At 67.5% G+C, this 13913-nt stretch carries 15 protein-coding genes; 7 read left to right on the forward strand and 8 right to left on the reverse strand.

The genetic code is table 11. The features are described 5' to 3' along the window. Positions 1-2 precede the first annotated feature (2 nt). Together ACH2CY_RS08240 and ACH2CY_RS08245 are read right to left on the reverse strand one after the other, a co-directional pair. A complete protein-coding gene (locus ACH2CY_RS08240; RefSeq protein ID WP_395018236.1) occupies positions 3-1235 on the reverse strand; it encodes a glycerate kinase in 1233 nt (410 codons plus the stop codon). Between the two features lie 94 nt (positions 1236-1329). After that, positions 1330-2280 (reverse strand): DMT family transporter, encoded by a 951-nt coding sequence (locus ACH2CY_RS08245; RefSeq protein ID WP_395018048.1) that lies wholly within the window; start codon positions 2278-2280, stop codon positions 1330-1332. 102 nt (positions 2281-2382) lie between these two features. Here ACH2CY_RS08245 and ACH2CY_RS08250 point away from each other — a divergent pair, with 102 nt between their 5' ends. After that, the gene (locus ACH2CY_RS08250) at positions 2383-3180 is read left to right on the forward strand and encodes an N-formylglutamate amidohydrolase (protein WP_395018049.1); all 798 of its coding nucleotides are present in this window, start codon (positions 2383-2385) and stop codon (positions 3178-3180) included. Positions 3181-3236: 56 nt separating this feature from the next. Continuing rightward, a complete protein-coding gene (locus ACH2CY_RS08255; RefSeq protein ID WP_395018052.1) occupies positions 3237-3530 on the forward strand; it encodes a DUF1244 domain-containing protein in 294 nt (97 codons plus the stop codon). 25 nt (positions 3531-3555) lie between these two features. Here the strand turns inward: ACH2CY_RS08255 and ACH2CY_RS08260 are convergent, their stop codons facing one another. From ACH2CY_RS08260 to ACH2CY_RS08270, 3 genes are read right to left on the reverse strand one after another with little or no spacing between them, the layout of a single operon-like run. Further along, complete coding sequence (locus ACH2CY_RS08260) at positions 3556-5010, reverse strand: methyl-accepting chemotaxis protein (protein WP_395018055.1); 1455 nt, start codon at positions 5008-5010, stop codon at positions 3556-3558. After that, positions 5007-5351: a hypothetical protein gene (locus ACH2CY_RS08265; protein WP_395018057.1), complete on the reverse strand. Its 345-nt coding sequence runs from the start codon at positions 5349-5351 to the stop codon at positions 5007-5009. Before ACH2CY_RS08265 ends, ACH2CY_RS08260 begins: the two co-directional genes overlap by 4 nt. Positions 5352-5411: 60 nt before the next feature. Further along, positions 5412-6293 (reverse strand): DMT family transporter, encoded by an 882-nt coding sequence (locus ACH2CY_RS08270; protein ID WP_395018060.1) that lies wholly within the window; start codon positions 6291-6293, stop codon positions 5412-5414. A gap of 173 nt (positions 6294-6466) precedes the next feature. On the opposite strand from ACH2CY_RS08270, the gene ACH2CY_RS08275 reads away from it, so the two are divergent. The 3 genes from ACH2CY_RS08275 (at position 6467) to ACH2CY_RS08285 (ending at position 9566) form a co-directional block, all read left to right on the forward strand. Next, positions 6467-6712 (forward strand): DUF2312 domain-containing protein, encoded by a 246-nt coding sequence (locus ACH2CY_RS08275; protein ID WP_395018062.1) that lies wholly within the window; start codon positions 6467-6469, stop codon positions 6710-6712. A 5-nt stretch (positions 6713-6717) separates the two neighbouring features. Next, complete coding sequence (locus ACH2CY_RS08280) at positions 6718-7578, forward strand: SDR family NAD(P)-dependent oxidoreductase (protein ID WP_395018065.1); 861 nt, start codon at positions 6718-6720, stop codon at positions 7576-7578. An 89-nt stretch (positions 7579-7667) separates the two neighbouring features. Next, positions 7668-9566: a propionyl-CoA synthetase gene (locus ACH2CY_RS08285; protein WP_395018067.1), complete on the forward strand. Its 1899-nt coding sequence runs from the start codon at positions 7668-7670 to the stop codon at positions 9564-9566. Positions 9567-9611: 45 nt separating this feature from the next. On the opposite strand, the gene ACH2CY_RS08290 is transcribed toward ACH2CY_RS08285, so the two are convergent. Continuing rightward, on the reverse strand, positions 9612-11240 hold the full coding sequence (locus ACH2CY_RS08290; RefSeq protein ID WP_395018069.1) for a DEAD/DEAH box helicase: 1629 nt from the start codon (positions 11238-11240) through the stop codon (positions 9612-9614). 250 nt (positions 11241-11490) lie between these two features. Next, positions 11491-12192 (reverse strand): hypothetical protein, encoded by a 702-nt coding sequence (locus ACH2CY_RS08295; protein WP_395018072.1) that lies wholly within the window; start codon positions 12190-12192, stop codon positions 11491-11493. A gap of 112 nt (positions 12193-12304) precedes the next feature. Here ACH2CY_RS08295 and mobA point away from each other — a divergent pair, with 112 nt between their 5' ends. Further along, the gene (gene mobA, locus ACH2CY_RS08300; RefSeq protein WP_395018075.1) at positions 12305-12925 is read left to right on the forward strand and encodes a molybdenum cofactor guanylyltransferase MobA; all 621 of its coding nucleotides are present in this window, start codon (positions 12305-12307) and stop codon (positions 12923-12925) included. On the opposite strand, the gene ACH2CY_RS08305 is transcribed toward mobA, so the two are convergent. Then, positions 12920-13105, reverse strand: a complete 186-nt coding sequence (locus tag ACH2CY_RS08305; protein WP_395018077.1) for a DUF3553 domain-containing protein — start codon at positions 13103-13105, stop codon at positions 12920-12922. The two genes, mobA and ACH2CY_RS08305, sit on opposite strands and share 6 nt — an antisense overlap. A gap of 124 nt (positions 13106-13229) precedes the next feature. On the opposite strand from ACH2CY_RS08305, the gene ACH2CY_RS08310 reads away from it, so the two are divergent. Continuing rightward, complete coding sequence (locus tag ACH2CY_RS08310; protein ID WP_395018079.1) at positions 13230-13865, forward strand: histidine phosphotransferase family protein; 636 nt, start codon at positions 13230-13232, stop codon at positions 13863-13865. Positions 13866-13913: the final 48 nt, after the last annotated feature.

The following is a 13913-nucleotide window of genomic DNA, read 5'->3' on the forward strand; positions in this document are numbered from 1 at the left end:
GATTAGAGTCGATCAACGAGAATAACACGGAAATCATTGACGTTGGTACGCGTCGGCCCGGTCACGATCAAGTCCCCCAGCGCCGAAAAGAAGCCGTAGCCGTCATTGTCGGCAAGGCGGGCCTTGGCTTCAACGCCCCGTTGTGCCGCCCTGGCAATGCTGTCCGGGCCAAGCAGGGCGCCGGCATTGTCCTCGGTCCCGTCGATGCCGTCGGTGTCGCCGGCCAGGGCATGGATGCCGGGCTGGCCGTCCAGCGCCACCGCCAGGGCCAGCAGGAACTCCGCGTTGCGCCCGCCGCGGCCCTGGCCGCGCACCGTGACGGTGGTCTCGCCGCCGGAAATGATCGCCGCGGGGGCGGGGGCGGGCTGGCCGTGGCGCTGCACCTGGCGCGCGATCCCGGCATGGACCAGGGCGACGTCGCGGGCCTCGCCCTCGAGGTCGCCGAGCACGATCGGCCGGTAGCCCTGCAGGCCGGCGATGGCGGCGGCGGCATCGAGCGCCGCCTGCGGGGTGCCCAGCATGACGGTCGAGGCGCCGGCGAGTCGCGGGTCGCCGGGTTTCGGCGTCTCGGCCAAGGGCGATTCCAGGTGGCGGCGCACCGCGTCCGGCATCGGCATCTTGTATTTCTCGAAGACCGCGATCGCATCGGCGACGCTGGTCGGGTCGGCGACGGTCGGACCGGAGCCGATCACCGAGGGATCGTCGCCGGGCACGTCGGAGATCAGCAGGGTGACGACCCGCGCCGGGTGTGCGGCGGCGGCGAGCCGGCCGCCCTTGATGCCGGAGAGATGCTTCCGCACGCAGTTCATCTCGCCGATATTGGCGCCGGATTTCAGCAGCCCCTTGTTGACCGCCTGCTTGTCGGCCAGGGTCAGGTCGCCGCCCGGCATCGCCATCAGCGCCGAGGCGCCGCCGGAGATGAGGCAGAGGACGAGATCGTCCTTGGTCAGTCCTTGCGCCTTTTGGAGGATGCGCCGCGCCGCCTGCTGCCCGGCCGCGTCGGGAACGGGATGCGCGCCCTCGACCACCTCGATCCGCTGGGTCGGCAATCCATGGCCGTAGCGGGTGAGGACCAGGCCTTCCAGCGGACCCTGCCAATGGTCCTCGACCGCCTTGGCCATGGCGGCGGCGGCCTTGCCGGCGCCGAGCACGATGGTCCGGCCCCTGGGCGGCGCGGGCAGGCGGCCGGGCAGGATCTTCAGCGGGTCGACGGCCCCGATCGCGGCGTCGAACATGCGGCGCAGCAAGGCTTTGCGATCGACGGTCAAGACGGCGGATCCCCCGGGGTGGTGCAGCGATGGCCGCACTCTATAGGGGGAAGGAGGGGGGTCAAGTCGAAGGGCGACGGATAACGGTGCTGGCGCGCCGTGCGACCAGGATGCCGGCCATGATGGCGATGCCGGCCAGCATCTGCAGCGGCGTCAAAGCCTCGCCGAGGATCGGCCAGGCGAAGACCGCGGAGAAGAACGGGTTCATGAGCAAGGTCAGCGAGGAGAAGGCGGCCGAGAGATGACCCATCGCCCAGTTGATCGAGGACTGCCCGAGGACCTGGCTCAGGAAAGCGAGGCCGCAGACCACGGCCCAGGCGTAGAGATTCTGCGGCACGACCTTGTCCTCGGTGGCGAGCGCCACGGGCAGCAGGATCACGGTCGCGGTGACCGAGCCCCAGAACATCACCTGCGCGGTCGAGAAGCCACGCTGCCGCGCCGCCGCGCCGAAGCGGAAATAGAGCGCATAGGCGATGCCGGTGAAGAGGCCGAGACCGAGCACATAGGCGTCCTTGATCTCGACCGGCTTGCTGCCGCCGGCGATCAGGCCCCAGGTGCCGATCATGGCCAGCGCGAGTCCGACCAGGAACAGCGGGCGGAAGCGCTCGTGCAGGAACAGGAAGCCGGCGAGCGCCACCCAGATCGGCGTGGTGTTGCCGAGCAGGGTCGCGGTCACCACCGTCGTCATATGCAGGCACCAGTGCCAGGCGATGAGATCGGCGGCGAGCGCAGCGCCGGCCAGCATCGCGAACAGCATCGCGCGGCGGTCGCGCGGGATGAAGCCGGGATCGCTCCGGGTCCTGGCGTCGCGCAGCATCCAGACCAGGAAGAAGGGCAAAGCGAGACCCATGCGGTAGAAGCCGGTCGCGGTCGGGCCGACCTCGGAGAGCTTCACGAAGATGCCGGAAAAGGAGATCAGCCCCGCGGCGAAGACCAGCAGCGGCAAGGCGAGACGGTGGGCCGTCGCTTCGGAGAGATGGGAGCCGGTCTTGGGGATTCCGGAATCGGGCATGCTGGCTGGAATGTGATGGCGATGCTGGTGACAGTAACCGGGGCTTCTTCTAAGCTTCGACCCCAACCCGGTCAATCGCGCCCCGCGCAGCACAGGCATGCAATGACAAGCAATACGGGTGGTGATCTGCTCCTGCCGGGCGATCCGCCGCCTTTCGAAGTGGTCAATCCGCAGGGCGCGGCGCGCCTCGTCCTGTTCAGCGACCATGCCGGTCGCGCCATCCCCAAGAAGCTTGGGACGTTGGGCCTCCGCCAAGCCGAGCTCGACCAGCATATCGGCTGGGACATCGGCATCGCCGATCTCGCACGCAAGCTGTCGGCGGCGCTGGATGCGCCTGCGGTGCTCGCCGGTTATTCGCGGCTGGTGATCGACTGCAACCGGCGGCTCGACGACCCGACCTCGATCGCGCAGGAGAGCGACAAGATTCCGGTGCCGGGCAACCGCGGCCTCACCGCTGAGGATCGCAAGGCGCGGCAGGAGGCGCTGTTCAAGCCTTATCACGCCGCCATCGCCGCGGTGATCGCCCGCAAGCGCGCGCAAGGACCGGATCCGGCGGTGCTCTCGCTGCACAGCTTCACCCCGCGGATGAACGACTTCGCCCGGCCCTGGCATGTCGGCGTGCTCTGGAACCGCGATCCCCGCCTGCCGGTGCCGTTGATGGCGCGGCTGATGCAGGAGGAGGGTCTGGTGGTCGGCGACAACGAGCCCTACAGCGGCAAGGACGAGCACGGCTATTCGGTGATCGTCCATGCCGAGAAGCAGGGGCTGCCGCATGGGCTGATCGAAATGCGGCAGGACCTGATCGGCGACGACGCCGGCGTCGCGCGCTGGGCGGAGACGCTGGTGCGCGTGATCAGGGATGTCCTTGCCGAAGAGAGGGTCTATCAGCCGCGCGCTTGACCCTGCCGATGGCGCGCCCGATCATGGGCGCAAATCAGGATCTTGAAGAGGTCATCATGGACGAGAAGACGCAGACCGAGTTGGAAGCCGCCGCGTTTCGCCGGCTGGTGCAGCACCTGCGCGAGCGCACCGATGTGCAGAACATCGATCTCATGAATCTCGCCGGCTTCTGCCGCAACTGCCTCTCACGCTGGTATCGCGAGGAAGCGGAGAAGCAGGGTATCACCGTCGCCGACGCTGATGCGCGCAAGCACGTCTACGGCATGCCGTATGACGAGTGGAAGGCGAAGTACCAGAAAGAAGCCACCCCGGCGCAGCAGGAAGGCTTCAAGATCTCGCACAAGCACTGACGCGGCGCTTGCGCCGCGTGTTGGCTTAGGCCGCCAGCAGCGTCTTCAGGAAGCGGTCGACGTCGTCCTTCAGGCGCTGCGACAGCGAGAGCAGGCCGCGGGCGGCTTCCGAGACTTCCGATGCCGAGGCGCCGGTTTCCTCGGCCGACACGCGCACGCTTTCGATCACGTCCGAGGTCTCGGCGGTGCCGCGGGAGACGTTCTGGGCGCTCTGCGCGATCTCGCGGGTCGCCGCGTTCTGCTGGTCGACCGAGGCGTTGATATGCGAGACCACTTCGGAGACCTCGCCGATCGTTTCCGAGACCGACTGGATCGCGGTCACGGATTCCCGGGTGACGCTCTGGATCGCGCTGATCTGGGCGGAGATGTCCTCGGTCGCCTTGGCGGTCTGGTTGGCGAGCGACTTCACCTCGTTGGCGACCACGGCGAAGCCTTTACCGGCATCGCCGGCGCGGGCCGCCTCGATCGTCGCGTTCAAGGCGAGCAGGTTGGTCTGCGAGGCGATCTCGTTGATGAGCCGCACGATGTCGCCGATTTTCTGCGCGGCTTCGGTCAGCTCGCGCACCTTGGCGCTGCTGGTGCCGGCTTCGTTGACGGCGCGCGCGGTGATCTCGGTGGAGCGCTGGACCTGGCGCTGGATCTCCGAGACCGAGGCGGAGAGCTCCTCCGCCGCGGCGGCGATCGACTGCGCGTCGCCGGAGGCGGCGTTGGAGGCCGTCGCGGCGGTGCCGACCCGCTGCGCATTGTCGCGCGCCGAGGCCGCCATCGCGGTGGCGAGCGCCGTGGCGCGGTCGGAATCCGACGAGACCTTGTCGATGATCGAGCGGACCGCCTGCTCGAAGCTGCCGGCGACCTCGCCCAGCATGCGGCGGCGGTCCTCCTGCGCGGTGGCTTCGCGGGCGCGAATTTGCTCGGCGAGGTTCTCGGCCTGCTTGCTCGACGCCTGGGCTCGATCCAGAGCGGCTTCGGAGCTGATCAGGGCATTCGCCATGTGCCGGGCGACCCACATCAGCACGCCGGCTTCGATCAGCACGATGACGGCGTGCATGACGACGCGGAAGAAGTCGCCGCCGTTCGGGAACACCGCGGCGGGCAGCAGGAAGTTGAGCGCCAGGTGATGCACCGCCACGGTGGCGGTGGCGATCAGGATCACCGGCCATTCGCAGAACGCCGCCAGCATGGCGAGCGAGGCGAAGAAATACATATGCATGTCGATCTGCCAGGGATGGCCGTCCAAGGCGGCGACCAGGGTCGCCACCGTCAGCATCATCGCGGCGGCCTGGAAGTAGCGCACGGCCGCTCCCTTCATGGCGAAGGTCATGGCGCCGGTCGAGAGCGCGATCACCGCGCCGATGCCGGTGACGATGCCGGGCGCGCCATGCCGCATCCAGTCGATCAGCGCGATCAGCGGGAGATGCAGGCAGATGAAGATGCCCAGCAGGCGGGCGGTATGCTTACGCAGGGATTCGACGGCGTTCATGATGTTCCCTTGCTCTCTTCCGGAAGCGCGCGGCTGCAGCCGATCGCATTGTCGGCGCGGAAGACCAGGCTGGCCCCGGCGCGGTAAAGCTTGCCGACGAAATCGGGATCGTCGGAGACGGCGATGACGGTCTCGGCCCAGCCGCCGGTCGCAACCAGGCGTCCGTCGGCGGCGGCGATCACCTGGGCGGCCGCAGCCTTATCCTGGCCGAGCACCAGGATTCCGACCGGGCTCCCGGTCTTATCGGAGGGCAGCAGCTCGGCGACGCCCAGCCCGATCGTGCCACAGACGATCAGCGCCGCGGCTGGAAGCGCTGCTGCAAGATGCTTGATCGTGGTCAAGTCGCCTCGTCCCGGCCGTCATTGAAAGCGGGACTATGAGGGACTCATGTAAACGCGGGGTTAATTTGCCCCGGTTTCCCCCAGGGCGGGGGGCCGGCGCCGGCGCTTGAACACGATGACCGCCAGCCCGGCGATCAAGACGGCGCCGCCGAGCAGCAGCGCCGGCGGCAGCGGCTCGCCGAGCAGGGTGGTCGTGACCAGGATGCTGACGATCGGCATCAGCAGCACGAAAGGCATCAGCTCATCGACCCGGTGGCGCATCAGCAGCCAATACCAGATCGCATAGGGCACGGCGAAGCCGGCCAGCGCGATGATCGGCACCGCGCCCCAGGCGCTCAACGGGACATCACCCAAGGTGTGCAACTGGCCGTGCTCGAAAATCAGCGACATGACCAGCATCTGCGGCGCGGCGTAGCGGGTCATGCCGGCATAGAGCATCATGCCCTGGTCCTTCGCGACCACCGGGATCGCGGCCTGCGCCACCGACCATGAGGCGACGCCGAGCAGCATCGCCGCGAGGCCGAACCAGGCATCCGTCGCTTCCGGCTTGCCGACGACGATGACGATCCCGACCAGGCAGATGACCGAGCCGAGCGAGTTCTTGATGCTCGGCTTGTCGCGGCCCATGAACCAGGAGGCGACGACGCCGATGGGGAGCTGCGCCTGCATCGCCAGCACGGCGGTCGAGGCGGGGAGATATTTCAAGGCGATGAAGACCATGCCGGTCTGCAGCGCACCGCCGAAGAAGCCGAGCAGGAACAAGGTGCGTTGCGGTGTCTTCGGCCGCGGATAGAGCGGCGCCGAGATCAAGGCCACGAAGGCATAGACCATGGCGACCAGCGCCATCGGCGGGAAGACCTCGACATAGGGTTTGCAAAGCGGATAGGTGGCGCCCCAGCAGATCTGGATCAGGACCACGAGAAGAATGTGAGTGGGCGGCATTTTTTGCTTTGGCGACGCGCGGATGCCGCACTCTGCCTGGAATTTCAGAGGCGGGCAACGACACCCGTTATCCACCTTATCCACAGGCCCTGTACCGTGGACGCTGCCGGACCCGGCCGCTAGATTGCGGTCCACGTTTGTCGAGTCGCAATCTTTATCAGTGGAGTTGAACCATGGCCGACGCGGGGGGCATTGCCGCCGACCGGTTGAAGTCTTTCATCGAGCGCATCGAGCGCCTGGAAGAGGAGAAGGCCGCCATCGCCGGCGACGTGAAGGAAGTCTATTCCGAGGCCAAGTCGTCCGGCTTCGACACCAAGATCATGCGCCAGATCGTGCGGCTGCGTAAAATGGAGCCGCAGGAGCGCAACGAGCAGGAGCAGCTGCTCGACGTCTACAAGCAAGCGATCGGGATGATCTGACCCTGATGGCGCACCCAGCGCTCACCCCGGGTCGCGGCGCGGTCGTCACCGGCGCGGCCAGCGGCATCGGACTGGCCACGGCCCTGCGCCTCGCGTCGATGGGGCTGAAGGTCGTGCTGGCCGACCTGCCGGGCGCCGCCCTGGATGCGGCGGCGGAGACGGTCGCCAAGGCGGCCAGGGGCGGCAGGCTGGATGTGCTCGCGGTGCCGACCGATGTGGCCAAGATCGACGAGGTGCGGCGGTTGCGGGAACTCGCGTTCAACACCTTCGGCGACATCGCCTTCGTCATGAACAACGCCGGCATCGAAGCCACCGCCGGCGCCTATGACGACCATGCCGGCTGGCAGAAGACGCTGGCGGTCAATCTCTGGGGCGTCATCAACGGCGTCCATGAATTTGCGCCGGCCCTGATCGCGCAGAAGAAGCCCGCGCTCATCGTCAACACCGGCTCGAAGCAGGGCATCACCACGCCGCCGGGCAACACCGCTTACAACGTCTCCAAGGCCGGGGTGAAGGTGACCACCGAGGCCGTGGCGCATGCTTTGCGCAACGAGCCGGCCTGCCAGGTGACGGCGCATCTGCTGATCCCGGGCTTCGTCTTCACCGGCATGACGGCGCGCGGGCGGAAAGAGAAGCCGGCCGATGCCTGGACGCCGGAGCAGACGGTCGATTTCATGCTGGAAAGCCTCGGGCGCGGCGATTTCTACATCCTCTGCCCGGACGGCGCCGTCACCCGCGACATGGACGAGCGGCGCATGGAATGGGCCGCCAACGACATCATCCGGAACCGGCCGGCCTTGTCGCGCTGGCATCCGGACTACAAGGACGCCTTCGAGGCCCATATGAAGGCGCCCCGCGCGAAGTAGCTGCGTCACCCCGGCGCTTGCGGCCGGCGCCCGCTTTCCCCCAAGATGGCCGCCAACGAGGGCGACAACCTCGGTGCGGGGAGGCAGGCATGTCCGCGACATTCGATGCGGTCTACAGGCGTTCGATCGAGGATCCGAACGGGTTCTGGGCCGAGGCCGCGCGCGGGATCGACTGGATCAAGCCCTGGGAGCGGGTCCTCGACGACCGCAAGCCGCCCTTCTACCGCTGGTTCGCCGGGGCCGAGCTCAACACCTGCTGGAACTGCCTCGACCGCCATGTCGAAGCGGGGCGGGGCGAGCAGACCGCGCTGATCTATGACTCGCCGGTGACGCAGGCGGTGCAGCGCTTCTCGTACCGCGCGCTCCGCGATGCCGTGGCTCTGTTTGCGGGCGCACTGAAGGACCAGGGTGTCGGCAAGGGCGACCGGGTCATCCTCTACATGCCGATGGTGCCGGAAGCCTTGATCGCGATGCTGGCCTGCGCACGGTTGGGCGCGGTGCATTCGGTGGTGTTCGGCGGTTTCGCCCCCAAGGAGCTGAAATCGCGGATCGACGACGCCAAGCCGAAGGTGGTGGTGACCGCCTCCTGCGGCATTGAGGTGGCGCGGATCATCGCCTACAAGCCGCTGCTGGATGCGGCGATCGAGCAGGCCTCGTTCAAGCCGGACAAGGTCATCGTGCTGCAGCGGCCGATGGAGGAGGCGAAGCTCATCGCCCGCCGCGACCTCGACTGGAACGAAGCGCTGGCGGCGGCGAAGCCGGCCGATTGCGTGCCGGTCGCGGCCACCGACCCACTCTACATTCTCTATACGTCGGGAACCACCGGGCGGCCGAAGGGTGTGGTGCGCGACAATGGCGGCCATGCGGTGGCGCTGCACTGGTCGATGGAGAACATCTACGGTCTCAAGCCCGGCGAGACCTGGTTCACCGCGTCGGACGTGGGCTGGGTGGTCGGCCATTCCTACATCGTCTATGCGCCACTGCTCAAAGGCTGCACCACCATCCTCTATGAGGGCAAGCCGGTGGGCACGCCGGACGCGGGCGCCTTCTGGCGCGTCATCTCGCAGCACAAGGCCAAGGCGATGTTCACCGCGCCGACGGCCTTCCGCGCGATCCGCCGCGACGATCCCGACGGCAAGCTGCTGCGGAACTACGACCTCACCGGTTTCCGTGCGCTGTTCCTGGCCGGCGAGCGATCGGATCCGCCGACCCTGGAATGGGCAGAGCAGTTGCTGAAGGTGCCGGTGATCGATCACTGGTGGCAGACCGAGACCGGCTGGTCGATCGCCGCGAACTGCCTCGGCATCGAGCTTCTGCCGGTGAAGCACGGCTCGCCGACCCGGCCGGTGCCGGGCTGGGTGCTCGAAGTGCTGGACGAGAGCGGCAAGCCCGCGGCGCCCGGCGAGATCGGCAATCTCTGCGGCAAGCTGCCCTTGCCGCCGGGCACCTTCCCGACGCTCTGGAACGACGACGCGCGCTTCGTCGAGAGCTATCTCACCCGCTTCCCCGGCTATTACCAGACCGCGGATGCCGGGATGATCGACGAAGACGGCTACGTCCATGTGATGGCGCGGACCGACGACATCATCAATGTCGCCGGGCACCGGCTCTCGACCGGCGGCATGGAAGAGGTGCTGGCGAGCCATCCCGATGTCGCCGAATGCGCGGTGATCGGCGTCCATGACTCGCTGAAGGGCCAGGTGCCGCTGGGCTTCCTGGTGCTGAAAGCCGGGGTCGACCGGCCGATGGACAAGATCGTCGGCGAGGTGGTGCAGCTGGTGCGCGACCGGATCGGCCCGGTGGCGGCGTTCAAGACCGCGACCGTGGTGAAGCGGCTGCCGAAGACGCGTTCGGGAAAGATCCTGCGCGGGACGATGCAGAAGATCGCCGACGGGCAGGACTATCCGATGCCCGCGACGATCGACGATCCCGTCATTCTGAATGAGATCGACGAAGCGTTGCAGGACATCGGTTACGCGAAGAAGTGAGGCGTGACCCGCGGACTTGGTCCGCGGGTCCTGCGCCCGACTTGGTTAGCGCTGCTTGGCGCCGGCGCGGTTGTCGCTGTGCCGGGTCTGCGCATGATGCCCACCCTGGCGGGCCGGGCCATTGCGCTTCTGACCATTCCGGTTCTGGCCGTCACGGTTCTGAGCTTGCCGGCTCTGGCCGTCGCGGTTCTGGCCCTGACGGTGTTGACCGGCATGGCTGTGACCGCCGCGGCCTTCGCTGTGACGCGCCTCGCCGTGGTTGCGGCTGTCGCTGGCGCCGGCGCCCTGGGTCCGACCGCCGCTGCGGGCCTCGCCATTGCGATGACCGCCGTTGCTGCGGGCTTCGCCGTTGCGATGACCGCCGCCGCCATGGGCGGCCTTGCGCGCGCCCTGGCCGGGACGGCCCTGGCGCTGGCCGCGGTTGCCGCCGCGATGGCGCATCGGGATTTCATCGCCTTCCAGCGGGGCGTTGCGCGGATCTTCCGCCACGCCGACGAAGGGATGTTCCGCGACCACCGGCACCTTCATGCGGGTGATGCGCTCGATGTCGCGCAGCAGGCCGCGCTCCTCGTGGTCGCAGAAGCTGAGCGCAACGCCGGTCGCGCCGGCGCGTGCGGTGCGGCCGATGCGATGCACGTAGGCCTCGGGCTCCATCGGCAGCTCGTAGTTGACCACGTGAGAGATGCCGTCGACGTCGATGCCGCGGGCGGCGATGTCGGTCGCGACCAGCACCTTCACCTTGCCGTTCTTGAAGGCGTTCAAGGCCTGCTGCCGCGCGCCCTGGCTCTTGTTGCCATGGATCGCGGCGGTGCCGAAGCCGTCCTTCTCGAGCTGCTCGGCCAGGCGGTTGGCGCCGTGCTTGGTGCGGGTGAAGACGATGGCGCGGGTCATCTCCGGCGCGCCGAGGAGCTGTGCGAGCAGCGCGCGCTTATGGCCGCGGGCGACGAAGTAGAGCTTCTGGTCGATCCGCTCGGCGGTGGTGGATTGCGGCACCACCTCGACCCGGATCGGGTCCTTCAGCAGGCCCTTGGCGAGATCGGCGACGTCGTTCGGCATGGTGGCCGAGAACAGCAGGGTCTGGCGCTGCTTCGGCAGCAGCGGGGTGATGCGGCGGATGTCGCGGATGAAGCCCATGTCCAGCATGCGGTCGGCCTCGTCGAGCACGAAGAACTCCGCGCTCTCGAGCTTCACATGGCCCTGCTGGATCAGGTCGATGAGGCGGCCCGGGGTGGCGACGACGATGTCGATGCCCTTGCGGAGCGCTTCGACCTGCGGGTGCTGGCCGACACCGCCGAAAATCTGGGTCGAGCGCAGCGGCAGGTGACGGCCATAGGTCTTCAGGCTTTCCAGGATCTGCACCGCGAGCTCACGGGTCGGCGTCAGGATGAGGGCGCGCATCGACTTGGGTGCTGCGCGCTTCTTGGTCTCCATCAGGCGCTGCAGCATCGGCAGCACGAAAGCCGCGGTCTTGCCGGTGCCGGTCTGCGCCAGGCCCAGGAGGTCGCGGCCCTGCAGGAGATGCGGGATCGCGCGCGCCTGGATCGGCGTCGGGCGCTCGTAGCCGCTCTCCTTCACCGCCTGCATCAGCGGCGCGGTGAGCGAGAGATCGGCGAACAAGGCAATCTCGTTCGTGGTGGTCTGGGTATGGGTATGGGTATGCGTAGTCGTAGTCAAAGCCGGGATTCCTTTCGGCAAGTGTCATCAAGCCGAAAGAATGGCAGCGCGCAGGATGCGCGCGGCGAAACGCCGGCGAGCGAGCCCGAGGCGCGCCGCTCGAGTACTATGACGGGGATGGATCTTTATCTCAGGACGGGCGCCCCAATGAATGTCTGGCAGGGGGGCGCAAGCGCGCAGTCGCGAGAAATGCAGGCCTCATATGATGGATGAGGCCTGCGATGTCAAGCAAATAGGGTTTTCCGTGTGATTACTGCGGCTTGATCCAGGAGATCGTGTCGGTCCACTTCATCTGCTGGACGAAGTCGTTGTAGCCGACCGAATACTCGCCGTTGACGTCGAGCTGCTGCGCGCCGACGTCGGTATAGGGGTTGGCGCCCATCGGGTAGGGCCGGGGATCGTTGACGATCAGCCTGAGATCGGACGGCGTGCCTTCATAGCCGATCACCAGCACGACGTCCTTGGCGCCCTTGTCGCCTTCGCCGGTCTTGGGCGGCTGCACGATCGCGACGAAGGGTCGCTCGAAGCGGATTTCGTGGATGGCGTCGATCGGGGAGAGCACCTTGTGCTGCTGATAGCGCATCACCACCGGGTCTTCGCCGAAGAACTTGTAGGCGAAGGGCGAGTAGCCCTGGATCAGCTTCAGGGTCGCCTGTTCCGACGAGAGCTTCGGCGCCTCGCAGGCCTGCACGCCGGTCAGGAAATCGGCCAGGCTGCACTGCCAGTCTTCCGCGCCGTAGAGCGGCGGCACGTTGTAGAAGTCCATGATCATTTGGCCGACCGCGGCCCAGCCCCAGCCCGGCTTCGATTCCTGGATTGCCGGGATGTCGAGCTCGGCCTTGGGCGGGATCACGTCGGGCACGCTGTCCTGGGCCTTGGCTGCCATCGAGCCGGTGAGGCCGACGACCAGCGCGGCTGCCGCGAGACCGGTGCGAAGACTGGAGCGAATCATGACTTTGGCTTTCCTTAGCAGCTCTCAGCGATCAGATTCCCCTTCGTACTAGGGGGCGCCGATTCGGCGAGAGGACAACAATCGGGCAGGTCCGAAGGTTGCACAGAATTTCGTGGTAGAAAACGCTGAAACCGCTGTTCACGCCGGTGTCATCCTGGCCGGCGGCCTGTCGCGCCGTCTGGGTGGCGGCGACAAGTGCCTGCTGCCCCTGGGGGGCCGTCCGCTCCTCGCGCATGTCATCGAGCGCGTCCGGCCGCAGGTGTCGCTCCTGGCCTTGAACGCAAACGGCGATGCGACTCGCTTCCGGGACTTCGGACTGGCCGTGGTGGCGGATGACGCGGCGGATTTCGCCGGGCCGCTGGCCGGGATTCTGGCGGCGATGGACTGGGCGAAGAGTGCGCAGCCTTCGGCCGCGGCGGTGCTGACCGTGCCGGCGGATACGCCCTTCCTGCCGCGTGACCTCGCGGCCCGGCTGAAGGCCGCCCGGCTGAACGCGGCGGGCGCACCGGCGCTGGCGCGCAGCGGGGGGCGAATCCATCCGGTCGTGGGGCTTTGGCCGCTGGCGCTGCGCGACGACCTTCACGCCGCGCTGCGCAGGGACGGGATCCGCAAGGTGGAGGACTGGACCCGCCGCCTCAACCCGGCGCTCGTCGATTTTGAGAATGGGCCGATCGACCCCTTCTTCAACATCAACACGCCTGCGAACCTGGAGCGCGCCGCGGCGCTGCTATGAGCCGGTCCGGTCCGGATCGGCGGCCACCAGCGCGACGCGGTCGATCAGGATCAGCACCTTTCCGGCGCCCTCGAAATTGACGGTGACGCGCCGCCCGGTCACCGACTGGACCTGGCCCAGGCCCCAGTCCGGGCGGTCGGGATGACGGACGAAAGCGCCGGGCGTCAGATATTCGACCATCCGCGATTGGATAACGGATTCGGAGCGAGCGTGCGCATCCTCACTCCCGGCAAAGTAAGCTCTGGCCGCCCGGGAGCGAACCGCTAAACTGAGGGCGATTGGGGAAACAGCCAGAGCGCGCCTTATGAACTTCGACCTGCAGATCCTGGAACTGGTTTGCTCGCGGCTCTGCCATGACCTGATCAGCCCGGTCGGCGCCGTCGGCAATGGGCTCGAGCTGATGGCCGAGGAGGGCGACGACGAGCTGCTCGAGGATGCCCGGAAGCTGGTCGAGAGCAGCACCCAGCGCGCCTCGTCGCTGCTGCAGATGTACCGCTGCGCCTATGGCAATGCCGGCAACCAGCCGAGCTTCGGGGCCGGGGAGGCGGTGAAGCTGGCCCGGGAAGCGCTCGACCCGGCCCGGGTCGAGTTCAAGGCCGACCTGCCGGCGGTGGCCGACTGGCCCCAGGGATTCGGCAAGCTGCTGCTCAATGCCATCCTGACCGCCGTCGAGTGGCTGCCCCGCGGCGGCAAGTTGTCGCTGGCCGCCTCCGAGTCCGACGGCAAGGCCATGTTCGGGCTGACCGTCGAAGGCCAGCAGGCCGGCTACTCCCCGGAAGTCGCACGCCTTCTGGCGCTCGACCGGACCGGCACCGAGCTCACGGCACATAATATACAGCCTTACCTGACCGGCCTGATCGCCAGCCACAACAAGTTCCGGCTGGAACTGTCGCAACCCGCTGCCGGAATGGCGATTTTGCAGGGCCGGACGGCGGGTTAGAGCCCGGCCATCCGGGTTACTACGGATGGGATTATGAGCCCGTGGCTT

The organism is Dongia sp. (assembly GCF_041905885.1).
Classification (GTDB): domain Bacteria; phylum Pseudomonadota; class Alphaproteobacteria; order Dongiales; family Dongiaceae; genus Dongia.